Source organism: Sphingopyxis selenitireducens (assembly GCF_051550705.1).
GTDB lineage: Bacteria > Pseudomonadota > Alphaproteobacteria > Sphingomonadales > Sphingomonadaceae > Sphingopyxis.
The window spans coordinates 69,502-93,159 of record NZ_JBPULG010000007.1; the positions used below are offsets into that span (position 1 = coordinate 69,502).

Genomic DNA, 23,658 nt, shown 5'->3' on the forward strand with positions numbered 1-23,658 from the left:
ATGACGCGCTCGCTGCTTCTCTGGCTGCCTTCTGTGGCGGCCCTCGCCGACAAGGATTCGCCGCCGCCCGCATGGTTGCGCATCGACAATGGCGTGATCGTCGATTCGGGACAGGATGACGGCTGGATCGATGCGTGGGAAAAACCACAGGACGACGGCGCCGATGACCGGCTGATCGCGCTCGCGCCCGTCGCCGACGTGCCGCTGCGCTGGCTTCATTATCCCGATGCAGCGCCCGCTCAGGCCTCCGCCGCGGCGCGCATCGACACGCTGAAGGCCAGCCTGGGTGACGCCGCGGCACTGCATATCGTCGCTGGCCAGCCCGCCGAAGCAGGGCAGGCGGTGCCGGTGGCTGTGACCACTCACGCCGCGATGACCGCCTGGATCGATTGGCTCAAAGCGCGGGGACTTTCTCCTGCGGCGATCATCCCGGCGGGGGCCGCGGTGCCGCCCCCCGAACCCGATCATGTGTGGTCGGCGGAGCTTGGCGGCGAACAGATTATCCGTACCATCACCCGCGCCTATGTCTCCGATCCCGAACTCGACCCGCTGATCGCCGGAGGTCATGATATTGCGCCGCTCGGCGCCGACCGGATGCGCGACGCACTGCTTCTGACGCTCGCCGCACCGCCCATTGACCTTCTGAGCGGAGGGTGGAAGCCGAAGCGGAGCTGGTCGGTCGATCCGGTCATGTTACGATTGGCCAAGTTTCTGACGATCGGACTGCTCGTCATCAGCCTGCTCATCCCGATCATCCATGCCGTGCGGCTGGCCGCAGATACCAGCCGCGCCGACAGCGCAGTGGTCGCAACCGCAACGAAGGTCGGGATCAAGGCGTCGGACGCGACGGCGGCAGAGGCCGAACTCGATCGCCGCCTTGCGGCCGCAGGCGGCGGGCCGCTTGCTTTCTCGGTCCCGGCATCCGCGCTTTATGATGCGATGGCAGACGCACCGGGCGTGACGCTGAAAACCCTGTCGCATCGTACCGACGGCACGCTGACGACGACCCTCGCCGCGCCGCGCATCGATGATGTCAATCAGGTCCTGCTCGCGCTGCAGGCGCGTGGCTATCGCATCACCGCGCAGCCGATGGCGGGCACCGACGGCCAGCAAATGGCCAATGTAACGATCCGGGCGGTGCCATGACCGAGAAATTGCAGAATTGGTGGATCGCGCTGTCGGTGCGCGAACGCTGGCTGGTTGGCATAGCGGGGGTGTTGGCGCTTGGCGTCATCATCTGGGGGCTCGGGCGTCCGGCCTATGCGGCCTTCACCGACCTTGAAGCGCAGCATCGCGCCGCGATCGAACGCGAAGGCCGGGTGGCGGCAAAGGTGCAGCTGTTGGCGCAGCGGCCTGCGAAACCGCTCACGGCGGCGCTCGATGCGGTCGCGATCGACCAGTATCTCGCGCAGTCGGCGGGCGAAATCGGCTTGACCCTTGATCGCAACGAAGCGCGCGGCGACCGGCAGGCGACGATTGCCATCGCGACGGCAAAGGCTCCGATACTCACCGATTGGCTCGCCGCGCTGGAAGCACAGGGTTTCGTTGTCGATCAGCTGACGATCACTCCCGCTGCCGACGGCACCGTCGGCATGACCGCCGAGCTTCGAAAGGGCGGACAATGACGCTGCGCAGGCGCTGGATTTTTATAGCGGCGCTGCTCGCGTTGCTGCTGATCGTCGCAACCTTCCCGATGCGGCTCGCGCTGGGGCTGTCGGGCGCATCGGACGCCGGCGTCACCGCGCGCGAGGTTCGTGGGTCGGTATGGTCGGGTCAACTGGCCGAGGCGCGGCTGGGCGCACTGCCGCTCGGCACCGTGCGCGCCAGCCTGTCACCGCTCGCGCTGCTGACGGGGCGGATCGAAATGGCGTTCGCGCGTGCCGACGACCGGCTTGGCGCGCTGGCCGGGCGCCTGCACGGCAGCAATCCGCGCGGGGTGTCGGACGTCAATGGCGTCACCTCGATGTCGGGCGGGCTCGGCATGATCCCCGTCGACACGATCCGCTTCGAAGGCGCCACCGTGCAATTCGACAACGCCGGGAAATGCGCGGCAGCGAGCGGACGGCTTCATCTTTCGGTCACAGCGCCGATCGCCGGGCTCGACCTGTCGCGCGGCCTGTCGGGGCCGCTGACGTGCGCGAACGGCCGTGCGCAAGCGGCGCTCGCCAGCCAGTCGGGGATGGAACGACTAACGCTGTCATTCGACGGCAGCGGTGCCTGGCGCGCGCAGTTCGCGATCAACGTCGACCGTGATCCCACGATGGCGGCTGCGCTTTCGCTCCTGGGTTTCAAAGCCGGCTCGGGCGGGTTCGTTCTGGCGACCTCTGGCCGTTTCTGACATGCGTGCCCTCGACGCCTTGCCCTATGGCCTGGGCGTCGGTTTGGCCGCGCTGATCGGGCTGATCCTCGGCAGTTTCATCGCAACGCTGGTGCTGCGCTGGCCCGCCGAGCGTTCGGTGCTCGGGCGGTCGCATTGCGATGCTTGCGAGCGGCCGCTCGCGGCATGGGATCTCGTGCCTTTGCTCTCGGCGCTTTTGTCACGCGGACGCTGTCGTCGATGCGGTGCGCGAATCGATCCTTTCCATAGCCGTGTGGAAATCGCTTCGGCGTTGATCGGCGCGTTGGCGCTCGCCTTCATGCCCGGTGTCTCGGGTTGGCTCTGGGCGTTGTTCGGTTGGCTGTTGCTGCCGCTTGCGCTGCTCGACGCGCGTCACCTGTGGTTGCCCGATCGCCTGAACGCATTGCTCGCGGCCACCGGCTTGCTGTTCGCGGGGCCGCTGATGGGGACAGTGCTCACCGACCGCTGGATCGGCGCCGTTGCGGGCGGGCTCGCGCTGGCGCTGGTCGCCTGGGGCTATCGCCGCGCGCGCGGCGCCGACGGCATGGGCGGCGGCGATCCCAAGCTGGTCGCCGCGCTCGGCGCGTGGCTGGGCTGGCAGGCATTGCCGCTGGTGCTGCTGCTCGCCAGCGTCGGCGGGCTGGCATGGGCGCTTGCGACCCAAGGAAAAGGGGACCAGCCACTGGTTCAGCGGCGGATCCCCTTTGGTCTTTTTGTCAGCATCGCGGCCTTTGCCGCAGTGCCGATCTGGCTGCTGATCAGCGGCCGATAATGACGGTCACCGCGCGGCGGTTCTTCGCATAGGCTTCTTCGGTCGAACCCAGTTCTGCCGGGCGTTCCTTGCCATAGCTGATCACCTGAATCCGGTTCGGATCGACGCCGATCGAGGCAAGATAATTCTTCGCGGCGTTGGCACGGCGTTCGCCCAGCGCGATGTTGTAATCGCGGGTGCCGCGCTCATCGGCGTGACCTTCCAGCGTGACGCGCACCGCAGGGTTGCGTTGCAGCCATTGCGCCTGGCTCTGCAGCGTCGCCTGGTCTTCGGCATCGACATTATACTGGTCGAAACCAAAGAAGACGCGATCGGAAGACACGTTGGCAACGAAATCTTCCTGCGATCCGGGGACGACCCCCGTGCCGGTTCCGGCGCCGGTGTCGCTTCCCGTACCCTCGGGAGCCGGCGGCAGCACTTCAGGCGCCTTTTTCGAGCAGGCGCCAACAGCAAACATGGTGATCGCCGCGATCATCGCGGTGGTTTTGCGTATCGTCATGATTTCTGTCCTTTATTGTTGCGTAGGTGGTTAAGTGCCGACGGGATGAACGCATGTTGAACGCGATGTTCCAATCCCGCAGATTTCCTTTGGTTCCCGCTTATTTCGCGCCTCAGGGCAGCACCGGACCCCAGCTGGGATCCGATCCGTCTTGCGGGGTCGGCAGGCGGCGCAGGTTCACGCCGGTCAGGTCGACCTGCCACAGGCTGGACTTGCCCTCGCGGCCCGGCGAGGTGCGGAAGAATTGCAGTACGCGGCCGTTCGGCGACCAGGTCGGCGCCTCATCCTGCCAGCTGTTGGTCAGCATACGCGTGCCGCCGCCTGCGGGGGTCATCACCCCGATGCGGAACTCGCCGCCGCCCATGCGGGTGAAGGCGATCAAATCGCCGCGCGGCGACCATTCGGGGGTGGCATAACGGCCGCCGCCAAAGCTGATCCGCTGCTGGTTCGACCCGTCGATGTTCATCGTATAGATTTGCTGATTGCCCGACCGATCGCTTTCGAACACGATCTTCTTGCCGTCGGGGGAGAAGCTGCCGCCGACGTCGATTCCCGGGGTGCTGGTCAGCCGGACCGGCGTCCCACCATTGGCCGAGATGCGATAAATGTCGGTGTTGCCGCCGACCGCCATCGAATAGAGGATCTGGGATCCGTCGGGCGACCAGCGCGGGGCGAAGGTCGCGTTGCCGCTCTCGGTCACCAGCTTCTGCGACCCGTTGGCGACGTCATAGATGAACACGCGGACGCGGTTGTTCAAATAGCTGACATAGACGATCTTCTTGTAATCGGGTGAGAATCGCGGGCTGATCGCCAGCGCTTGGCCGTTGGTGATGAAACGGTGATTGCCACCATCGCTGTCCATGATCGCAAGCCGCTTGATACGGTTCCCCTTCGGCCCGCTCTCCGCGATATAGGCGACGCGGCTGTCAAAGAAGGGCGCTTCGCCCGACAGGCGCGAGTAAATCGCGTCGGCGCATTTGTGCGCGGCGCGGCGCCAGTCGCCGGGCTGGATTTCAAAGCCTTGACGCACCAGTTCGCTGCCCAGCTGGGTGTCGTAGAGATAACAGCCGACGACGAGCCCGCCGGTTCCGCTCGCCTGGACAAAACCATGCACCACATTTTCGGCGTTGCGTGCCTGCCAGTCGGCGAATTGCGGTGCGCGCACTTCGGACATGCTGATTGCACGCAGGCTACCGGGGCCGAGCGGCGCGTAAAGGCCGCTGCGCTCGAGGTCGGCGGCGATGACTTCGGCGATCTGGCGGCCAAGGCTGTCGGTGCGAAGCCCTGCAACGGTCGTGACGGCGGGCGTCGCGAGCGCCGGGACGGCGATGACAGTGCGGTCCTGGGACAGCGTGCCCTCGATCGTTTCGCGCGGTTCGGTTGGCGTGACTGCGGGCGGCGCGGCCGTCTGCGCCAGAACCGGCGCAGCGGTCAGCAACAGGGCGAAGGACAGGCTGGTGCGGAGGATCATCTCACTTACCTCTTGATGAAATCGAGCGTGTAATTCTGCCAGAAGCTGTAATTTTCTTCGGGCAGGTCGAAGGGCGCGGCGAGTTCCACCGCGCGTTTGGCGCATTCCTGGTGGCGCTTTATCTGGAATGTGTTGCTGTCATTTTCACCCGATGTCGTGACGCTGCTGAAACCGGCGAGCGCACCCGATTGGGTCAGGCGGAATTTCACGACGGTTTTCAGCTGATCGACATCGACTCCGCTGACCCGGCAGCTGTCCCAGCGGGGGCGGATGGCGGCCTTGATGCTGACGTCGATCGATCGCCGGACTTCAGCAGCCGTCGCGGCGGCGGGGGCGCCCTTTTTGGCGGGCGTTTTGGGCGCGTCCTTCGCCAACCCGTCGGTGATCCCGTCGAGCCTGCCCGTCGGCCGCGTCGGGGTCTTCTTGGCCGGCGGAGCTTTGGGTGCGGCTTTGGGCTGCGCCTTTCGCGCGGCGGGTGGTTGTCTTTTGACCGGTTCGGATTTGGGACGAGCAACCTGTTTTGGGGTGGGCGCCGGGGTCGGCCGTACCACGGGGTCCGGCTCGGGCGGCGCGGGCATCGGTTCGGGCGCCGCGATATCGATCGCATCCTCTTCGCCCAGTCGCGCGGCGGGCGGCGTGTCGCTGATCACCGGCGCGGTCGATTGCACCGCGGTTTCGGCGATCAGGTCGACCTCCATCGGCGGGTTGTCGAAACGGCGATCGCCAGCGGTCCACTGCACCGAAAGCAGGCCGATAATGACGATATGCGCCGCCACCGCGACAGCGACGCCGCGTCCTTCATTTCCCCCCAATGCCCGTATTTCGGTCATCGTCCTTGCCTATTGCCCGCTATCTGAACCCGCGGTGACCGCTGGTTCAACGGCCGCGGGCGCGGTCTCTGATCCCGTTGTCACCAGCGCAATCCGCGACAGGCCGGCGCGGTTGAGTTCACCCATCACGCGCATCACGCGGCCATAGTCGAGGCCCTTGTCGGCGCGCAGCATGATCTGGCGCGGTTTGTCGCCGTCCTTCGCTTCGCTGGCGATCGCTTCGAGCCGTGCGGGCAAATCGGCCTCGGGCACCACCTCTTCACCGATATAGAGCGTATCATCGGCGTTGATCGACAGCTGCACCGGTTCCTGCTCCTCGGTCTCGACCGGCTTGGCCCGGCTTTCGGGCAGGTCGATCGGCACGGCGGAGGCGAGCAGAGGCGCGGTGATCATGAAGATGATCAACAGAACCAGCATCACGTCGACCAGCGGGGTGACGTTGATTTCCGACATCGGCGCGCGATGCCGCCCGCGGCCGCGCCGTGCGCCGGTGCCGCCCGAGGGACCCGTCATCGCCATCAGGCTTCGACCTCAAGCTCGCGGCTGAAGGTTGCGTGCAGCCCGTCAGCGAAGCGGCCGAGGCGCGATTCGAGCCGGTTCAGGCGCTGCGAGAAGCTGTTATACGCGATCACCGCGGGAATGGCGGCAAACAGCCCGATCGCGGTCGCGAACAGTGCTTCGGCGATCCCTGGTGCGACGACGGCAAGGCTGCTGTTATTTTCGGCCGCGATCGCGGTGAAGCTGCGCATGATGCCCCACACGGTACCGAACAGTCCGACGAAGGGCGCCACCGAACCGATCGTCGCGAGTGTCCCGATCTTTTCGGCCAGCCGGTCGACTTCGCCCGCAATCGCCGAATTCATTGCAATGCCCAGCCGTTCGCGGGTGCCGTCGCGGTCGACGGCTTTGCCCACAGTCGACCGGCGCCATTCCGAAATTCCGGCGCCCAGGATCTTGGCGCTCGGCAGTTCCTCGCGGCCATTTTCCTCGTAAAATTTGTCGATATTGCCCGCGCGCCAGAAATCGCGCTCGAAGCGTTCGGACGAACTCATCATCTTGCCGACGCTGCGGCCGTGGCCGATGATGACTGCCCAGACATAGATGGAGGCGCCGAGAAGCCCGATCATCACGCCCTTCACGACCCAGTCGGCTTGCAGGAACAGTGCCACGGGGGACAGCGTCGCCGCATCGGCGGCCAGCGAGATATTGTCTAGCAAGGGAAATTCTCTCCATTCATGATGGCGGTAAATCGGTCGGCCCAGCCCGCGGGCTGGCGGCGCGGCCGGCCTTCGGGTGACAGAAATGCAGCGGTCACGCGTCCGTCTGTAAGCGTTTCGTCGCTTAACGTGTCATGACCGCGAAGGATGCGCTGTGCGATCATTACGCTCGCGCCGCGCACCGCCTCGACCGTGCTGACGATCAGCAAATCATCGTCAAGCTTCGCCGGGCTACGATATTTTATGGTCAGATCGGTGACGGCCCATGCGCCTTCGCCGCCCTCCATCGCCGCGCGCTGGTCGATCCCGGCGAGGCGCAGCATGTCGGATCGTGCACGCTCCATATAGCGCAGATAATTGGCGTGATAGACGATCCCCGACAGGTCGGTGTCTTCGAAATAGACCCGCGCCCGATAATGATGCGCGGCTCCGACGAAGGCGCCGGGGACGAAGGGTGGGGGAACGTCAACCATTGTTCCGACCGATAGCCGCTGGGCGACTCGCCGCAAAGCCCTCTTCAACGGTTCGTCGCACCTTCGTGCCATTTGGCAGAAGAAAACGGCGCAATTGCGCGCTACTTGCCCTGATCGAACAATCCATCCTGCGATCCCGCCGGCGGGTTGAGCCCCAGATGCTTCCACGCGCTGGCGTTGAGCATGCGTCCGCGCGCGGTGCGCGCGATCAGCCCGATCTGGAGCAGATAGGGTTCGATCACATCCTCGATCGTGTCGCGGGGTTCCGAAAGTCCCGCCGCGAGCGTCTCAACGCCGACCGGCCCGCCGCGATAAATATCGGCGATCATCGTCAGGTAACGGCGGTCCATGGCGTCGAGCCCGAGGGAATCGACCTCCAGCCGGTTGAGCGCGGCATCGGCGGCCTTGCGATCGACGATCGCATGGCCCGCGACGGTGGCAAAGTCGCGCACGCGGCGCAGCAGTCGCCCCGCGATGCGCGGCGTGCCGCGCGCGCGTTTGGCAATCTCCAGCGCGCCGTCGGGTGCGATCGGCAGCGACAGCAGCTTCGCGGCGCGGGTGATCACCTGTTCCAGCTCGCCATGGGTATAGAAATGGAGCCGTACCGGGATGCCGAAACGGTCGCGCAGCGGGGTGGTCAGCAGACCTTGCCGCGTCGTCGCGCCGACCAGCGTGAATTTGGGCAGGTCGATCCGCACCGATCGCGCCGACGGCCCTTCGCCGATCATGATGTCGAGCGCGCGGTCCTCCATGGCCGGATAGAGAATTTCCTCGACCGCAGGCGACAGGCGGTGGATTTCGTCGATAAACAGCACATCGCCGTCCTCGAGATTGGTGAGCAGCGCAGCGAGGTCGCCCGCCTTGGCGATCACCGGGCCTGACGTGGACCGAAAGCCGACGCCGAGTTCGCGCGCGACGATCTGCGCCAGCGTCGTTTTGCCGAGCCCCGGGGGGCCAAAGAACAGCACATGGTCGAGCGCATCGCCGCGCGTCTTCGCCGCTTCGACAAAGATGCGCAGATTCTCGCGCGCCGCGGCCTGTCCGACGAATTCGGCGAGCGATTTGGGGCGCAGCGCGGCGTCGGCATCCTCGGGGGTGCGGATCGGGGTCGTAAGGCCGGCGGATTCAGTCATAATGTTCTATTGCATCGCCAGTGATCGAAACCCAAGGCTCCTTGCGGTCCTCCCAGACCGAAAACTGCGGCTTGAAGTCGTGGCCGGGTTCGAAATTGCCGAGCGGTATCGCATAGGCGTCATGATAAGGCCGCGCCCGGTACCAGACGCCCGAACCGCAGGTGCCGCAAAAGAAGAAGTCGGCGCTATTCCCGCTGTCGCCGGTATATTGCCACATCTTCGCCGCGCCCTCGGTGCGAACCTGTTCGGCAGGGAAGCGGACCTGAGCGGCAAACGCGCTCCCGCTCCGCGCTTTGCATTCGCGGCAATGGCAGACCGAAACGCGGATCGGCTCGCCGGTGCAGGCGATCCGGACCTCGCCGCAGCGGCACCCTGCATTGCGGACGCGCTCGCTCACTTTGCCGCTTTCTTGAGCGCCACCCGCACGAGTGCATCAAGGCTCGCGCCCGCACCCAGCTCCTCGCTGGCGGCAGCGACCGCAGTACTCGCTTCGCCGGGTTTGAAGCCGAGGCCGGTAAGGGCGGTGACGGCGTCGCCGAGCGGGCCGGGGGTTGCGGAGTAAGACGAGCTTGAGCTTCCCGAAATCCCACCCAGCGCTCCCGCCTTATCCTTCAACTCATGTGTAATCCGCTGCGCCAGCTTCGGTCCGACGCCGTTGGCGCGTGCGATCATCGCGCTGTCGCCGCTTGCCAGCGCACGCTGCAAATCGCCGATTTCGAGTGCCGACAGGATGGCCAGCGCGACCTTCGTGCCGACGCCCTGAACATGGGTGAGCAGGCGGAACCAGTCGCGCTCTTCGGCGCGGGCGAAGCCGAGCAGGCGCATAAAATCCTCGCCGACCAGCATTTCGGTGTGGATGGTGACGTCGCTGCCGGTCTCGCCGAGCGCGTCGAGAGTCCGTGCCGATGCTTCGACCAGATAACCGACGCCACCGACGTCGATCACCGCATGGCCCGCGCCGCTGCTGTCCAGTCGTCCGGTGAGTTTTGCGATCATGCGACATGCCTAGCGTGACAGGAATGAAAAGGGAACAAGGAAGGAGGAATGTCTCACGCAAAGGCGCAAAGGCACGAAGAAGAAAGAGGGACTCACACAAAGACACAAAGATGTCGGCTTCAACCGAGCCCTTGGGTTTGCGTCCAACGGCTGCCAAATTTCCTGCCGGATTTCATCCGGCCATAAAAAGATGGAGTTCACACATCAGGTCATCGTCCGCGCAGAAAACCACCCTCTTTGTGTCTTTGTGTGAGTCCTCTCCCCTTCTTTTTTTCTTCGCGCCTTTGCGCCTTTGCGTGAGACCATTTCCTAAAAGCGCGTCCGGTGGTTGGCATGACAGATCGCGACCGCCAGCGCGTCGGCGGCATCGGCTCCCACGACCTTCGCTCCGGGCAGCAGGATGCGGAGCATCGCCTGCACCTGTTCCTTCGCCGCAGCGCCGGTGCCGACGATCGCCTTCTTGACGAGGCGCGGCGCATATTCACCGACGGTCAGGCCTCCGCGCGCACAGCCGAGCAGCGCGACGCCGCGTGCATGCGCCAGCTTCAATGTCGACTGCGGGTTGTCGTTGACGAAGACTTCTTCGACTGCGGCGCACTGCGGGCCATAATCGGCGATCACCGCCGCAAGTACGGTGTCGAGATAGGCGAGGCGGTCGGGCAGCGGCGCCTTGGTGTCGGTCTTGATCTGGCCGTTGGCGACATGGCTGATCCGGCTGCCCTCAACGCGGATCACGCCCCACCCGGTGCAGGTAAGCGATGGGTCGAGGCCGAGGATGATCATATCGTTCCGTTCGTGTCGAGCGAAGTCGAGACACCGTGAAGGCATGCGCTGCCGATGGGCATCTCGACTTCGCTCGATGCGAACGGGTGTTGGCGTTTTTTAGCCAAGCTTTTCCATCACCGCGTCGGGGATTTCATAATTGCCCCACACGGTCTGGACATCGTCATCATCGTCGAGCGTGTCGATCAGCTTGAACAATGTCTGCGCCATCGCCTGGTCGTTGACTTCGCTCTTCAGCGTCGGGCGCCAGGCGAGTTTCACGCCTTCGGCTTCGCCGAGCTTGGCCTCGAGCGCTTTCGCGACTTCGTGCAGGCCATCGACGTTGGTCCAGATTTCATGGCCGTCTTCGGACGATTCGACGTCGTTCGCGCCAGCGTCCAGCGCGGCTTCGAAAACCGTGTCGGCGTCGCCTGCCTTGGCCGGATAGCTGATCAGGCCGAGCCGGTCGAAACCGTGGCTGACGCTGCCCGATGTGCCAAGATTGCCGCCGTTCTTGCTGAAGGCGGTGCGGACGTTGGTCGCGGTGCGGTTGCGGTTGTCGGTCAAGGCTTCGACGATCAACGAAACACCGCCGGGGCCATAGCCTTCATAGCGGATTTCTTCGTAATTATCGCCGTCGTTGCCCGATGCCTTGTCGATCGCGCGCTGGATATTATCCTTCGGCACCGACTGCGCCTTGGCGGCGTTGATCGCGGCGCGCAGGCGCGCGTTCGCGTCGGGGTCGGGCAGGCCCATTTTCGCCGCGACGGTGATTTCGCGTGAAAGCTTGGAAAACAGCGAGCTGCGCTTTTTGTCCTGCGCACCCTTGCGGTGCATGATGTTCTTGAATTTACTATGGCCGGCCAAACCAACCTCCATCGGTGTTTTTGAAATGTGTCGCCGCCCTAGCGCGGCGACAGCCATCAGACAATCACGGCGGTTCCCGACGCGCTGACCATCAGCATCGATCCATTCTGGCCGAGCACTTCATAGTCGAGGTCGACGCCGACCACGGCCGTGCCACCCAGCCGCGCCGCTTCGGCTTCCATCTCGGCGATGGCCTCCTTGCGCGCGCGGGCCAGAACGTCTTCATATTTGCCCGACCGCCCGCCGACGATATCGGTGATGCTGGCGAACAAATCGCGGAAAAGATTGGCCCCGACGATCACTTCGCCGGTGACGATGCCCAGATATTCGCGGACCGGACGGCCCTCGAGCGTGTTGGTGGTGGTGCTGAACATCGTCTCTCTCCTCGTTGGAATGGCGGACGTCGGTCGATCGGCTTTTAGTCGATCCCGAGCGCCGATTTATACACGTCCAGAATCGCTTCCATTTCCTTGCGGTCGTGCGGTGGCAATTTACGCAGGCGGACGATCTGGCGCATGATCTTGGGGTCGTAACCCTGTGATTTCGATTCATTATAGGTGTCGCGAATATCGTCGGCGATGCCCTTTTTCTCTTCTTCCAGCCGTTCGATGCGCTCGATGAAAAGACGCAGTTGCTGGTCGGACACGGTGGCTTCGCTCATTTTTAACTCCGCTAAGTCTGGATGGGGTGGCGCGAGAATCGCCTTGGCGTCGCAGTAGCGAGGTCAGGGATTCTTGGCCATGCTTTCTTCCATCCTTGCGAGCTGTTCGGGTGTCGCGGGGGTGTGGTGCTGCGCTTTCCATGTCGCGGTGGACATGCCGTGGACGATCGCGCGGCCAGCCTCCTTGTCCATATCGCCCGCTTCGGCGATCCAGTCGCCCAGGCAGTTGCGGCAGAAACCGGCAAGGCCCATCAGGTCGATGTTCGCGGCGTCGCTGCGATGCTGGAGCAAGCGGACGAGGCGGCGGAAGGCTGCGGCCGCGACGGCATCGTCCAACGTGTCGAGCGCGTCGTTGGGGGCGGGCTGGTCTTCGCTGCAGGACATCGTGGCTTCTCCGTTCGTCGGCTGGGTGGATGAATAGCTATACGGCGGTTGCGTTGGCGCGATCAACGCGTCATGCCACGCCGGACGTAACGGCAGTTCAACCAGCGGAGCAAATGTGGTCCAGCAATTTACCCCCCGCCAGCGCAAGGTGCGCATCTTGGCGACCCTTGGCCCCGCGAGTGCAACCCCCGAGATGATCGCCGCGCTGCACCGCGCCGGCGCCGACGCCTTTCGCGTCAATATGAGCCATGGCGACCATGCCGGCCACGCCAAGGTAATCGCCGCGATCCGCGCCCTTGAAAAGGGAACCGGCCGCCCGACGACGATCCTCGTCGACCTGCAGGGGCCGAAGCTGCGCGTCGGCGCGTTCAGGGACGGCCCCGTCGAACTGGTGAAGGGCGCGCCCTTCACGCTCGATACCGATACCGCGCCGGGCGACGTGACGCGCGTTCACCTGCCACACCCCGAACTTTTTGCGGCGGCCGAGGCGGGCACGCGCCTGCTGATCGACGATGGCAAGCTGGTGCTGCGGGTTCAGAGCGTCAGCGCCGACCGGATCGAGACGCTGGTCGAGGTCGGCGGCAAGATTTCGGACCGCAAGGGCGTCAATGTCCCCGACGTCGTCGTTCCGCTCGCCGCTTTAACCGAAAAGGACCGCAAGGACCTGACCTTCGCGCTTGAGCAACATGTCGACTGGGTCGCGCTGTCGTTCGTTCAGCGGCCCGAAGATGTCGCCGAGGCGCGGCGGTTGATTGGCGGCAAGGCTGCTTTGCTCGTGAAATTCGAGAAGCCCGCCGGCGTCCAGCGGCTCGAGGAGATATTGGAGATCGCCGACGCAGCGATGGTCGCGCGCGGCGACCTCGGCGTCGAATTGCCCCCCGAAGCGGTGCCGCCGCTGCAAAAGCGCATCGTCGCGACCGCGCGGCGCATGGGCAAGCCGGTGGTCGTCGCGACGCAGATGCTCGAATCGATGATCGTCTCGCCATCGCCGACGCGCGCCGAAGTGTCCGACGTCGCGACCGCCATTTACGACGGCGCCGACGCGATCATGCTCTCGGCCGAAACCGCGGCGGGTGCCTGGCCGGTCGAGGCGGTGACGATGATGGACAGCATCGCGCGCTCGGTCGAAAGCGACCCCGACTATTATCGCCGCCTGCATTTCACCGAGACCGCACCCGATGCGACGACCGCTGATGCGCTGGCCGAAGCCGCGGGCACGATCATCCAGACGATTGCCGCCGACGCGATCATCTGTTTCACCGCATCGGGGTCGACCGCGCGCCGGGTTGCGCGCGAGCGGCCCAATGCGCCGCTTCTCGTGCTGACACCAAAGAAAGAGGCGGCGCGGCGCATGGGTCTCTTGTGGGGCGCGCACGCGGTGCCGACCAAGGATATCGGCAGCTTCGAAGAAATGATCGCCAAGGGCAAGCGCATGGCGCTGCGTCACGGGATCGGCCGCGCGGGTGCCAAGCTGGTGATGACGGCGGGGGTTCCCTTTGGCACGCCGGGGTCGACCAACGTGCTCCACGTCGCGACGCTGACCGGGGATGAGCTGCGCGACTACGCGGATTGACTCAGTCTGGCACAAGAGTTTCCGCCCGATTCAGAAAATTTTCGAGGTGATTCAGAACGGGACGTTGAAAAATGGTAAATGCTCTTTGCACCATTGACGCAGGGCGGCATAGTTGGTGGATGTAGTGCGTCGGATCCGCATGGGGGGATCGGCATCAACAGTCCGGAGGTCCATTCCGCGTGTCCGCACCGTTTCGTTTTCCGCGCTTTTTCGTAACGAGCCCGGCGCCTTGCCCCTATCTGGCGGGCAAGACCGAGCGTAAGGTTTTTACGGAGCTTAGCGGGAATAATGCGAACGAACTGAACGACGCGCTGGGCCGTATCGGGTTCCGGCGCAGCCAGTCGGTCGCCTATCGTCCGAGCTGCGCCGATTGCTCCGCCTGTGTGTCGGTGCGCGTCTGCGCGAATGAGTTCACCCCCAGCAATTCGCAGAAGCGCAACCTGCGCCGCAACGGCGACCTCGTCGCCACCGCCTGCAAGCCCTGGGCCACCGAAGAACAATATGCGCTGCTGCGTTCCTACCTCGGTTCACGCCATCCGAATGGCGGCATGGCCGATATGGACGAGCAGGATTTCGGCGACATGGTCGAACAGACCCCGGTCGACAGTTACATGATCGAATATCGGGAACCGACGGCGGACGGCAGCAAGGGCCGGCTGATCGGTTGCTGCCTGACCGATCGGCAGGGCGACGGCTTGTCGATGATCTACAGCTTCTTCGACGCTCATCATCCGCTGCGCGAGGGGCTGGGCACCTATATCATCGCCGACCATGTGCTGCGCGCCGCCAAGGCGGGGTTGCCCTATGTCTATCTCGGCTACTGGATCGAAGGGTCGACGCGCATGGCGTATAAGGCACGCTTCCGCCCGATCGAGCGCCTCGGTCCCGACGGCTGGTCGCGTTTCGAGCCGACCGCGTCCGATCGCGTCGCGGCGATATTCGAACTCGCCTGAGGCGAGATAGCTTGCCCGTTGACGTGCATGCTTTTCCATTTCATTGAATGTGCAGGGGATTTTCGAGGCGGGGAATGAAGGAGACGACCTTGTCCTGTGATCCCATCGCCACGAAGCTTCTGTTTTCAGCCATCGCGACCAGCCTTGCCCTCGGTGCCGTGCCGTTGGCGGCGCAGCCACAAGGCGGCACGGGAACGCGCGATGGCGCCGCGGTCCATGGGGTCGAGCAGGCACACCGGATCGATTGCGAAGGTCGTCCCGCCGAAGTGTCCGGATCGGACAATCGCATCGATTTCGTCGGTGATTGCCCCGGGCTGACGGTCAACGGCGTCGACAACCAGATCAGCATCATCCTGCGTCCCGGCGCTCCACTCCGCGTTTCGGGCGTCGACAATGTCGTGACCTGGCGCGTGGCCGGAAAAGGCAAACCGCGCGTGTCGGTCCAGGGCGTCGACAACCAGATACGGCCGTCGCGCTGAGGCGCATAAAATTAAAGCGCCCGAGCAACGCGAATCCCATCTGTTGCGAACGTCTCGCAGGAACTGGAATCTCGACCTCGCCAGTTGACCTTGCCCCGCTTTCAAGGGCATAGCTCTTCGCCCAGGACATAAGTCCGGGTCGCATCCATTGTGATCTCGCCGGGGGGCTGGCGAAGGGGGGATAGGGATGCCTAAGTGCAATCTTTTCAGTGTCATGGCCGCCGCGTTGACTGACGGCCGCTGCAATCGGCGTGCGCCCGCATGAGCGAGCCGGTCAAGGTCGCGATCATCGGTTCGGGTCCAGCGGGGCTGAGCGCTGCTTCGCGCGCGGCGCAGCTCGGGCTCAGCCATGTGCTGCTCGAAAAGACCGATCATCTGTCGGACACCATCTACAAATATCAAAAGGGCAAGCATGTCATGGCGACGCCCAATCGCCTCGACCTGCGCTCCGACTGCCGTTTCGACGAGGGCGCGCGCGAAACGATCCTTGGCATTTGGGACGAGGATGCCGCCGCCAACAAGATCAGCGTCGCCTATCATGCCGAAGTCGTCGAGGTGACGGGCGAAAAGGGCGCGTTCCAGATCAAGACCGCGAAGGGCGACACCATCGTCGCCGAACATATCGTGCTCGCGATTGGAACGCAGGGCAATCCGAACCGGATGCGCTGCCCCGGCAACGATTTGCCGCACATCATCTATACCGTCGACGACCCCGAAGATTTCAAGGACAAGCATATCACCGTCGTCGGATCGGGCGACGCGGGGATCGAAAATGCGCTCGGCGTCGCTGAAGAGGCGCTTGAAAACACGGTCACCATCCTTAACCGATCGAAGGATTTCGCGCGCGCCAAGCCGAAGAATGTCTCCGACATGATGGAGGCCGGCGAAAACGGCTTTATGAGTATCCGCACCGAGACCCAGCCCAAGCTGGTCGAACCGGGCTGGCTGACGCTCGAAACCCCGACCGGTGACGAAAAGATCGAATGCGACGTCATCGTCGCCCGCCTCGGCTCGGTCGCGCCGCGCGCCTTCGTCGAATCGATGGGGATCGAGTTTACCGGCCCCGACCGCGAAGCCTTTCCGAAACTGTCGCCGACGTTCGAGACGACGGTTCCCGGCATCTATGTCATCGGTGCGCTTGCCGGTTACCCGCTGATCAAGCATTGCATGAATCAGGGCTATGACGTCGTCGAGTTCATCAACGGCAATGGCGCGCTGACCCCTGCCGATGAAAAGGATCTGGCGGCGATTTTCGCGGGCCTGCCGCAGCAGAAGACGGTCAGCGAATGGCTGGAATTCCTGCGCACGCGCATCCGCATCTTCGCCGATGTCTCGCCGCTCCAGATGCGCGAGTTCATGCTCGATTCGAAGGTCGCCTTTTACCGCACCGGCGACGTGGTGTTCGAAAAGGATGAGCCCGGATCGTCGCTCTTCGCGATCGCCGACGGACAGGCGCTGGTCGAAGTCGCGCCCGGCGTGACCGTGCCGATCGAGGAAGGCTCGATCTTTGGCGAAGTCGGCCTGATTTCGGGCCGCAAGCGCGGCGCGACAATCCGCGCCGGTGCCGACAGTATTTTCGTCGAAGTGTCGCGCACCGCGGCGCTGAAGCTGATGGGATCGGTTCCGGGCGCCAAGCGCGTCATCAACCGCATCTCGCTCGAACGCCAGCTGCTTCAGATTTTCAAGGGCGGCCTGACCGTCGAAGATCTGGCGCCGGTCGTGGACGATGCCGAAGTGATCCGCGTTCCCGCGGGCAAGGTCGTGCTTCAGGAAGGCGATGAAGGCGACGACGTCTTTGTCATCCGGTCAGGATCGATGGTCGTCGAAAAGGATATCGGCGGCAAACCCATCTTCCTGCGCTATCTGCCCGCGGGCAGCTATTTCGGCGAAATGGCGGTGCTCAGCGGCGCGCCGCGCAACGCCACGGTCAAAGCCGCGGTCGGCAGCGAGGTCATCAAGCTGACCGGCGCCGGTTTCAAGGCGATGCTCGACGCGCGGCCGCAAGTGCGTGAGGCGACCGAAAAAGCCGTCGCCGAACGCGCGCAGATGAACAGCTTCATCGAATCGCGCAAGGCGAGCTATTCGAGTGCGGTCGATCTTTATTCGGACACCGCGACCTTCATCATGAAGGAAGGGCTGGGTGAGGCGACGGACGCGCTGCTGATCGACGAAAACCTCTGCGTCGGCTGCGACAATTGCGAAAAGGCGTGCGCCGACAGCCATGAGGGTCTATCGCGGCTCGACCGCGAGGCGGGCAAGACTTTCGCGCATCTTCATGTGCCCACCAGCTGCCGCCACTGCGAACATCCGCATTGCATGGCCGACTGCCCGCCGAACGTGATCCATCGCGGCCCCGACGGCGAAGTGTTCATGGAGGACGGGTGCATCGGCTGCGGCAACTGCATGCGCAACTGCCCCTATGGCGTGATCCGCATGGAGGCCGCGCCGCCGCAAAAGCCCAGCCTGCTGCGCTGGCTGCTCACCGGCTTCGGCCCCGGGCCCGGCGAACCCTCGCCCAAATGGACCAAGGCGAATATGCCAGAGGGCAAGAAGCCCAAGAAAATCGCGGTGAAGTGCGACATGTGCAAGGGCATTTCGGGCGGTCCCGCCTGCGTGCGCGCGTGCCCGACCGGCGCCGCGATCCGCGTCTCGCCTGAAGAATTCCTGTCGATCGCGCGGCTCGAAGAGGATGCCGGCTGATGGCAAGCCTCTTTTCACGCAGCCGCAACAAGGCGACCCAGACCGAGCGTATTCGCGAGCGGCGCCACGAAGGCTTTCTGCGCCACGCGGATTTCCGCTGGGCAAAGATTTCGGGCGGGCTCTGCCTGCTCATCATCGTCAGCTATGCGCTGGTCGATGTCACCCCGCGGCACAATGGCGGCAGCTGGTATGGCTATACGCTCGGCACCATCGGCGCCGGGTTGATCCTCTGGCTCACCGCCTTGGGCTATCGCAAGCGCAAGATGACGAGCACCGCCTGGTCGCTGAAGGCGTGGACCTCGGCGCATGTCTATCTCGGGCTCAGCCTGATCGTGATCGGCACCTGGCACACCGGATTCCAGCTCGGCTGGAACGTCCACACGCTGGCGTGGGCGCTGATGATGCTGGTGATCCTCTCGGGGCTCTATGGCGTCATCGCTTATTCAACCTTGCCCAAGGCGCTGTCGAACAACCGCGACGAAATGACGCAGATGCAGATGCTCGAGGCGATCCGCGCTTTCGACCGGCAATTGCACGCGGCGGCGCAGCCGCTGACGCCCGAGGATACCGCGCCGGTACTCGCGGCGCTAGAGGAAGACCCGTTCGCGGGCGGCGTCCGCGCGCGCCTGTCGGGACGTTACCCCGGGTGCGCGACCGCCGCCGCGCTCCGCACCCTGTCGACCTCGCGCAGCAGCGATGCCGAGGCGCGCGAAAAGGTCGTCGGACTGTTGTCGCAAAAGGAAGCGGCGCTGACGCGGCTGCGCAAGCATCTGCGTATTCGCGGGCTGCTCGAAATCTGGCTCTATGTGCATGTGCCGCTGACTTTCGCGCTGATCGCGGCGCTGTCGGCGCATATCATCAGCGTCTTTTTCTACTGGTAAGGCGGGGAGGGGAAATATGAGCTTCATCCTGCGCCGCATTTCGACGACGAAAACCGGCAAGCAAATCATCCGCGATCAGGCGCTGCCCGGCGATGTGATCACGCTGGGCCGTGACGGCAGCAATATCATCCATATCGCCGATCTGGCGGTGAACCCGCAGCATGCGACGATCACCAGCAAGGACGGGCGCCATGTCCGCGTCGCGGCGCAGGAAGGGTTGGGGTTCGACCTTAACGGCCGCACCCATGACGTCGCCGACATCGACAGCGCGGCGGGCGGCGAGCTGCGCTTTGGCGGCCACCGGCTGACCATCGCGCGCGAGGGCGACAATATCATCCTGCTCGTCGAGCGGATCGACGATGTCTCGCAGTCGTCAAAGGATGTCGACGAGGTAAAGGCCTTCTCGCTGCAGGGCGTGATGATTGGCAAGCGCCTCGGCGCATGGACGTTCGGCCTGCTGATGCTGCTCGCCTTCCTGGTCGGGCCGATCTGGGCGTGGCACAGCTATAAAAACGTCAACGAGCGCCCCGATGGCTATCATGCCGACACGGCATGGCTGTCGGGCGATTTGTCGAGCGCCCACGCCAGCCTGAAAAAGGACTGCCAGTCGTGCCATGTCGAACCCTTTGTGGCGGTGACTGACAAGGCGTGCGTGAGCTGCCACACCGGCGAACATAAGGCGATGAGCATGGCGCATGCCAATGCGCCGACCGCAATGCTGCTCGCCGCGCGCCACCCGCCCGGGGTGGGCGAGCGGATTCTCAAGGGCTTCGCCAAGACCTTCAACCGGCCGCAGGGGCGCTGCGTCGATTGCCATACCGAGCATGAGGGCGCCGGGCCGATGCCCGCGACGCCGCAGAAATTCTGTGCCGACTGTCACGACGGCATGGCGGCGCGGCTCAAGACCGCGGGGCATCCGACGACGCTCGCCGACGCCGCCGATTTTGGCACGGGTCATCCCGAATTCCGCCCGCTCGTCCGCGCGGCGCCCGGCGCCAAGCCGACCCGCGCGATGCCGGGCAAGGACGTGCGCGATTTCGGCGGCCTGAAATTCCCGCACGACATGCATTTGCAGGCGGCCGGCGGGGTTGCGCGCATGGCGGCGAGCTTCCGCGGCCGCTATGATTTCGGGAAAAAGCTCGAGTGCAGCAATTGCCACAAGCCCGAGGCCGACGGGGTGCGGATCAAGCCGGTCGAGATGCAACGCGACTGCGCGATGTGCCACAGCCTCGCCTTCGAAACCGTCGGCGGCGTGACGCGGACCTTGCGCCATGGCGAGCCCGATCAGGTCGTCGCCGACCTCACCGCCTATTATCGCTCGACCCCGCCGACGCGGCCGCTCCAGCTTGGCGGCATGGAACGGCGGCGCCCCGGCGCCTATGCCGAGGGGCAGGTGTATAACATCTATTTCCGCGAGGTTGCGGTCCGCCCGAACCGCGCTCAGGATGCCGTTCGCGCGGTCTTCTCGAAGGGCGGTGCCTGTTACGACTGCCACACCGTCGTCGCGCCGCAGGGGGGGAACGGCTGGCGCGTGACGCCGGTGAACCAGACCCAGCGCTTCCTGCAAAAGGGCTGGTTTGACCATGACGCGCATAAGGAAACCGAATGCGCCGACTGCCACACCGGCGCGGTCGCCTCAAAGCAATCGAGCGACCTGCTTGTGCCCGGGCTGCGCCAGTGCCGCGATTGCCATGTCGGCGAAACCGGGGCGCGGCTGGTCAAGGTTCAAACCGCAACCGAATCGCCATGCGCCATGTGCCACGAATATCATTCGGACGGTGGCAAGCCGTGGATGCCGTCGCGCCAGCGCAAGAAGAATGTGACCGCAATCACAGATCGTCCATCGCGCGGTGCTTATGATGTGAGCGTGATCACAGGTCCTGAACGGCAGGGGCTTTATGACGTGACGTGGCGCACACCGGCGCTGCACGGCGCGAGGCGAGGTGGATGATGACAATGGGGCGGCTGGGACGAGGCGGCTGGAGCAGGGGACGCACATGCTGATCGCCCAGATCACCGATCTGCATATCGGGTTCGATCCTGACAATCCGGCGGAATATAATCGCAAGCGGCTCGACGAAGTGCTCGACGTGCTGATTGACGGTCCGAACCGTCCCGACCTTTTGCTCGCGACCGGCGACATCAGCGACCGCGGCGACCCCGACAGCTATCGCCGCCTCGCGACCGCCTTTTCGCGTTGCCCCTTTCCGGTGTGGCCGAGCGTCGGCAACCACGACCTGCGTGATAATTTCCATGAGCGTTTCCCGGGTTTCGACGACGGCAATGGCTTCGTTCAATATGCAATCGAGCTTCCCGAACTCCGGCTGGTGACGATCGACACGCTCGAGGAAGGGCGCCACGGCGGCGCTTTCTGCGACATACGCGCCGCCTGGCTCGACGCCGAACTGGCAAAAGCCCCTGACAAGCCGACCTATATCGTCATGCACCATCCGCCGATCGAAAGCGGGATCGAGTGGATGAACACCCACGCCGACGAACCATGGGTTGCGACGTTCACCAACGTCGTGCGCCGCCACGATCAGGTGCGCGGGCTGATCTGCGGCCACCTTCACCGCAGCGTCACCGTGGCGTGGGAAGGGCGCACCATCGCCATCTGTTCGTCAACCGCGCCGCAGGTTGCGCTCGATCTGCGTCCGATCGACGAAGATCGTCCCGACGACCGTCCGATGATCGTCGCCGAAGACCCCGCCTATGCGCTCCACCGCTGGAACGGGCGCGAACTGGTCAGCTTTTACGACCACGCTGGTGCACACACAATGCTCGCCAAATATGATGCGAATTTGCAGTCGCTGGTGCGCGAGTTGAAAGCCGAGCGGCCGGGTTAATCGAGGACCAGCTCTTCGGGCCCGGACAGCACATGGCCGAAATGATGGCGCCACAGGTTGGCGCCCAGCGACGCCGACGGATCGAGCGATGACCCGACGCTCAGCCATTGAAGCAAGGTCGGTTGCAGCCCCGCATCGAACAGCATGAAGCCCGCGGCGAGGCAGCAGGTATCGGCCTGCACGCCGCACACCAGCACCCGGTCGACCCCCAGCGATTTCAGATAGTCGATCGCCGCGACCGGCGGCAGATAGCCATGCTTGATGAAAATATGGTCGGCCGGAACAAGGCTGTCGTCATGCGCGCCGGGCTTCCAGCCAAGCTGGCGCTCGAAGGGCGTAACTGACTCATCATGACGTTCGACGGTGGCGATCGTCGGCAAGCGCCGACTGAGTTCGGTTATCGCCGCGATGGTAGGGGCAGGGACCGCAAAACTCGGCTGTACGTCGACGACGAGCAGCGCCTGTTTGCGAGCGGCCATAGCGCCTAATAACCCAGCGTCAGGTCGACCTGCGGCGCGACCGCCTCGCCCTTCTTCCAGCGATCCAGATTTTCCAGAAAACGCTCGGCCGATCGCACGAACATCTTGTCCTGCGCGCGGCCCGACAGGTGCATGGTGATATGGGCGTTGTCGAGGCTCCACAGCGGGTCGTCGGCGGGCAGCGGCTCGGGGGTCGTGACGTCGAGGAAGGCGGCTGCGATGCTCTGGCTATCGAGCGCGGCGACCAGCGCATCCTGATCGACGACCGCGCCGCGCGCGATATTGATGAGCGTCGCCGCGGGCTTCATCGCCGCGAGTTCGGCGGCGCCGATCATCCCGTCGGTTTCGGGGGTCGCAGGGACCGCGAGGATCACCCAGTCGAAATCGCCCAGCTTCGCGCGCCACTGATCGGGGGTCAGCGTATTGGGCCCCGGCGAACGGCGGACGACAGTGACATCGACCGCAAAAGCCTTGAGCCTCTCTTCGACCAGTTTGCCGATCGCGCCATAGCCGAGCAGCAACGCCTTCGATCCGAACAATTCGCCCTTGCCCGGCGATTCCATCAGCCATTCGCGGCGCTCCTGCGCGCGCACGACTTCGCGATAGCCCTTGGCGACGGTCAGCATTCCCATCACGACATATTCGGCGATGGTGATTGCGTTGATCCCCGCGCCGTTGGTCACCACCGTTCCCCGTTCGCGGAGAAGGTCCAGCGGCAGGCCATCGACCCCGGCGTAGATGGAGTTCAGCCATTTCAGGTTCGTCGCGGCGGAGATGACCGCCGCCATGTCCCTTTTGTCGTACATGTCGAACCAGCCGATCTCGGCCGTCGGCGAGAGCGCCATCGCTTCCTCCTTCGACATGAAGAAACGCGGTTCGACCCAGTCGGGGAGGCGGCTTTCGACGAGCGGGCGGATCAAGCCCGAAAGGACGGTGACGGTCTTGGTCATAACTTTCCTACTGCTGAAATGCGCGCCAGCCTGCCCAGGCGAGCGGAATGAGGCCGATCAGATCGACGAGAGCGATGGTGCCGAGCGCTGCGGGGCGCCCGTATGTGACGTAGAGCAACAGGAAACCGAGCATGCTGATCGCGGCCAGCAGGGTTGCCAGCTTGCGTCCGCCGGGATCGAAAGCCGCCCAGATACACGCAATGAACACCGCGAAAAACAGCGCCGCACGGTGATGCATGAGCAGGAACAACGGGCTGTCGGGCGCAACGCCGTAAAGCCGCGTGATCAGCGCCGGCCGGAACAGCGCGAGCGCCGGAACCAGATGGACAAGACCGACAAGGAGCCAGCAGATCAGTTGCGACATGCAACGAAGCTAGCATCCCGCGAAGCCGGA

28 protein-coding genes are annotated in these 23,658 nt (G+C 64.4%); 11 read left to right on the forward strand and 17 right to left on the reverse strand.

Annotation, left to right across the window (positions count from 1 at the left end; all coding sequences use genetic code 11):
• Genes gspL through ACSYDV_RS21255 form a run of 4 tightly spaced genes read left to right on the forward strand, consistent with a single transcriptional unit; the run spans position 1 to position 3,110 of the window.
• Positions 1–1,146: a type II secretion system protein GspL gene (gene gspL / locus ACSYDV_RS21240; RefSeq protein WP_438326071.1), complete on the forward strand. Its 1,146-nt coding sequence runs from the start codon at positions 1–3 to the stop codon at positions 1,144–1,146.
• Positions 1,143–1,625 (forward strand): type II secretion system protein M, encoded by a 483-nt coding sequence (locus tag ACSYDV_RS21245; protein ID WP_438326072.1) that lies wholly within the window; start codon positions 1,143–1,145, stop codon positions 1,623–1,625. Before gspL ends, ACSYDV_RS21245 begins: the two co-directional genes overlap by 4 nt.
• Positions 1,622–2,338, forward strand: coding sequence for a type II secretion system protein N (locus tag ACSYDV_RS21250; RefSeq protein WP_438326073.1), 717 nt, complete (start codon positions 1,622–1,624; stop codon positions 2,336–2,338). Before ACSYDV_RS21245 ends, ACSYDV_RS21250 begins: the two co-directional genes overlap by 4 nt.
• Position 2,339: 1 nt before the next feature.
• Positions 2,340–3,110 carry a prepilin peptidase gene (locus ACSYDV_RS21255; RefSeq protein ID WP_438326074.1) on the forward strand — a complete coding sequence of 257 codons (771 nt, stop codon included), beginning with the start codon at positions 2,340–2,342 and terminating at the stop codon, positions 3,108–3,110.
• Here the strand turns inward: ACSYDV_RS21255 and pal are convergent.
• The 14 genes from pal to ACSYDV_RS21325 form a co-directional block, all read right to left on the reverse strand.
• Positions 3,097–3,609: a peptidoglycan-associated lipoprotein Pal gene (gene pal, locus ACSYDV_RS21260; RefSeq protein ID WP_438326075.1), complete on the reverse strand. Its 513-nt coding sequence runs from the start codon at positions 3,607–3,609 to the stop codon at positions 3,097–3,099. The genes ACSYDV_RS21255 and pal overlap by 14 nt on opposite strands.
• 112 nt (positions 3,610–3,721) lie before the next feature.
• Positions 3,722–5,080 carry a Tol-Pal system beta propeller repeat protein TolB gene (gene tolB / locus ACSYDV_RS21265; protein ID WP_438326076.1) on the reverse strand — a complete coding sequence of 453 codons (1,359 nt, stop codon included), beginning with the start codon at positions 5,078–5,080 and terminating at the stop codon, positions 3,722–3,724.
• A 5-nt stretch (positions 5,081–5,085) separates the two neighbouring features.
• A complete protein-coding gene (tolA, locus tag ACSYDV_RS21270) occupies positions 5,086–5,910 on the reverse strand; it encodes a cell envelope integrity protein TolA (RefSeq protein WP_438326077.1) in 825 nt (274 codons plus the stop codon).
• Between the two features lie 9 nt (positions 5,911–5,919).
• The gene (gene tolR / locus ACSYDV_RS21275) at positions 5,920–6,429 is read right to left on the reverse strand and encodes a protein TolR (RefSeq protein ID WP_438326078.1); all 510 of its coding nucleotides are present in this window, start codon (positions 6,427–6,429) and stop codon (positions 5,920–5,922) included.
• Positions 6,429–7,127 (reverse strand): protein TolQ, encoded by a 699-nt coding sequence (tolQ, locus tag ACSYDV_RS21280; RefSeq protein WP_438326079.1) that lies wholly within the window; start codon positions 7,125–7,127, stop codon positions 6,429–6,431. The genes tolR and tolQ overlap by 1 nt, the downstream gene beginning before the upstream one ends.
• Positions 7,121–7,600: a YbgC/FadM family acyl-CoA thioesterase gene (locus ACSYDV_RS21285; RefSeq protein WP_438326080.1), complete on the reverse strand. Its 480-nt coding sequence runs from the start codon at positions 7,598–7,600 to the stop codon at positions 7,121–7,123. Before ACSYDV_RS21285 ends, tolQ begins: the two co-directional genes overlap by 7 nt.
• A gap of 101 nt (positions 7,601–7,701) precedes the next feature.
• Positions 7,702–8,733 (reverse strand): Holliday junction branch migration DNA helicase RuvB, encoded by a 1,032-nt coding sequence (ruvB, locus tag ACSYDV_RS21290; RefSeq protein ID WP_438326081.1) that lies wholly within the window; start codon positions 8,731–8,733, stop codon positions 7,702–7,704.
• Positions 8,726–9,130, reverse strand: coding sequence for a GFA family protein (locus tag ACSYDV_RS21295; protein WP_438326082.1), 405 nt, complete (start codon positions 9,128–9,130; stop codon positions 8,726–8,728). The genes ruvB and ACSYDV_RS21295 overlap by 8 nt, the downstream gene beginning before the upstream one ends.
• Complete coding sequence (gene ruvA, locus ACSYDV_RS21300; protein ID WP_438326083.1) at positions 9,127–9,729, reverse strand: Holliday junction branch migration protein RuvA; 603 nt, start codon at positions 9,727–9,729, stop codon at positions 9,127–9,129. The genes ACSYDV_RS21295 and ruvA overlap by 4 nt, the downstream gene beginning before the upstream one ends.
• A 309-nt stretch (positions 9,730–10,038) precedes the next feature.
• Positions 10,039–10,512, reverse strand: coding sequence for a crossover junction endodeoxyribonuclease RuvC (gene ruvC, locus ACSYDV_RS21305; protein ID WP_438326084.1), 474 nt, complete (start codon positions 10,510–10,512; stop codon positions 10,039–10,041).
• A gap of 99 nt (positions 10,513–10,611) precedes the next feature.
• Complete coding sequence (locus ACSYDV_RS21310) at positions 10,612–11,358, reverse strand: YebC/PmpR family DNA-binding transcriptional regulator (RefSeq protein ID WP_438326085.1); 747 nt, start codon at positions 11,356–11,358, stop codon at positions 10,612–10,614.
• Between the two features lie 56 nt (positions 11,359–11,414).
• Complete coding sequence (locus tag ACSYDV_RS21315; RefSeq protein WP_088474123.1) at positions 11,415–11,732, reverse strand: heavy metal-binding domain-containing protein; 318 nt, start codon at positions 11,730–11,732, stop codon at positions 11,415–11,417.
• Positions 11,733–11,776: 44 nt separating this feature from the next.
• Positions 11,777–12,019, reverse strand: a complete 243-nt coding sequence (locus ACSYDV_RS21320) for a DUF2312 domain-containing protein (RefSeq protein WP_088474124.1) — start codon at positions 12,017–12,019, stop codon at positions 11,777–11,779.
• A 63-nt stretch (positions 12,020–12,082) separates the two neighbouring features.
• On the reverse strand, positions 12,083–12,403 hold the full coding sequence (locus tag ACSYDV_RS21325) for a DUF1244 domain-containing protein (RefSeq protein WP_438326086.1): 321 nt from the start codon (positions 12,401–12,403) through the stop codon (positions 12,083–12,085).
• A 115-nt stretch (positions 12,404–12,518) separates the two neighbouring features.
• On the opposite strand from ACSYDV_RS21325, the gene pyk reads away from it, so the two are divergent.
• The 7 genes from pyk (at position 12,519) to ACSYDV_RS21360 (ending at position 21,835) form a co-directional block, all read left to right on the forward strand.
• Complete coding sequence (gene pyk, locus ACSYDV_RS21330) at positions 12,519–13,976, forward strand: pyruvate kinase (protein ID WP_438326087.1); 1,458 nt, start codon at positions 12,519–12,521, stop codon at positions 13,974–13,976.
• Positions 13,977–14,155: 179 nt separating this feature from the next.
• On the forward strand, positions 14,156–14,929 hold the full coding sequence (locus ACSYDV_RS21335; RefSeq protein WP_438326088.1) for an arginyltransferase: 774 nt from the start codon (positions 14,156–14,158) through the stop codon (positions 14,927–14,929).
• Between the two features lie 89 nt (positions 14,930–15,018).
• Positions 15,019–15,408, forward strand: coding sequence for a DUF3060 domain-containing protein (locus ACSYDV_RS21340; protein ID WP_438326089.1), 390 nt, complete (start codon positions 15,019–15,021; stop codon positions 15,406–15,408).
• 261 nt (positions 15,409–15,669) lie between these two features.
• Positions 15,670–18,108, forward strand: a complete 2,439-nt coding sequence (locus tag ACSYDV_RS21345; protein WP_438326090.1) for an NAD(P)-binding domain-containing protein — start codon at positions 15,670–15,672, stop codon at positions 18,106–18,108.
• Positions 18,108–18,989 (forward strand): hypothetical protein, encoded by an 882-nt coding sequence (locus ACSYDV_RS21350; RefSeq protein ID WP_438326091.1) that lies wholly within the window; start codon positions 18,108–18,110, stop codon positions 18,987–18,989. Before ACSYDV_RS21345 ends, ACSYDV_RS21350 begins: the two co-directional genes overlap by 1 nt.
• A 16-nt stretch (positions 18,990–19,005) precedes the next feature.
• Complete coding sequence (locus tag ACSYDV_RS21355) at positions 19,006–20,940, forward strand: cytochrome c3 family protein (protein WP_438326092.1); 1,935 nt, start codon at positions 19,006–19,008, stop codon at positions 20,938–20,940.
• Between the two features lie 46 nt (positions 20,941–20,986).
• Entirely contained in the window at positions 20,987–21,835 is an 849-nt protein-coding gene (locus ACSYDV_RS21360; RefSeq protein ID WP_438326093.1) for a phosphodiesterase, read from the forward strand.
• On the opposite strand, the gene ACSYDV_RS21365 is transcribed toward ACSYDV_RS21360, so the two are convergent.
• From ACSYDV_RS21365 to ACSYDV_RS21375, 3 genes are read right to left on the reverse strand one after another with little or no spacing between them, the layout of a single operon-like run.
• Complete coding sequence (locus ACSYDV_RS21365) at positions 21,832–22,314, reverse strand: cysteine hydrolase family protein (RefSeq protein WP_438326094.1); 483 nt, start codon at positions 22,312–22,314, stop codon at positions 21,832–21,834. The two genes, ACSYDV_RS21360 and ACSYDV_RS21365, sit on opposite strands and share 4 nt — an antisense overlap.
• Before the next feature lie 5 nt (positions 22,315–22,319).
• Positions 22,320–23,264, reverse strand: a complete 945-nt coding sequence (locus ACSYDV_RS21370) for a D-2-hydroxyacid dehydrogenase (RefSeq protein WP_438326095.1) — start codon at positions 23,262–23,264, stop codon at positions 22,320–22,322.
• A gap of 7 nt (positions 23,265–23,271) precedes the next feature.
• Complete coding sequence (locus ACSYDV_RS21375) at positions 23,272–23,628, reverse strand: hypothetical protein (RefSeq protein ID WP_438326096.1); 357 nt, start codon at positions 23,626–23,628, stop codon at positions 23,272–23,274.
• Between the last annotated feature and the right edge of the window lie 30 nt (positions 23,629–23,658).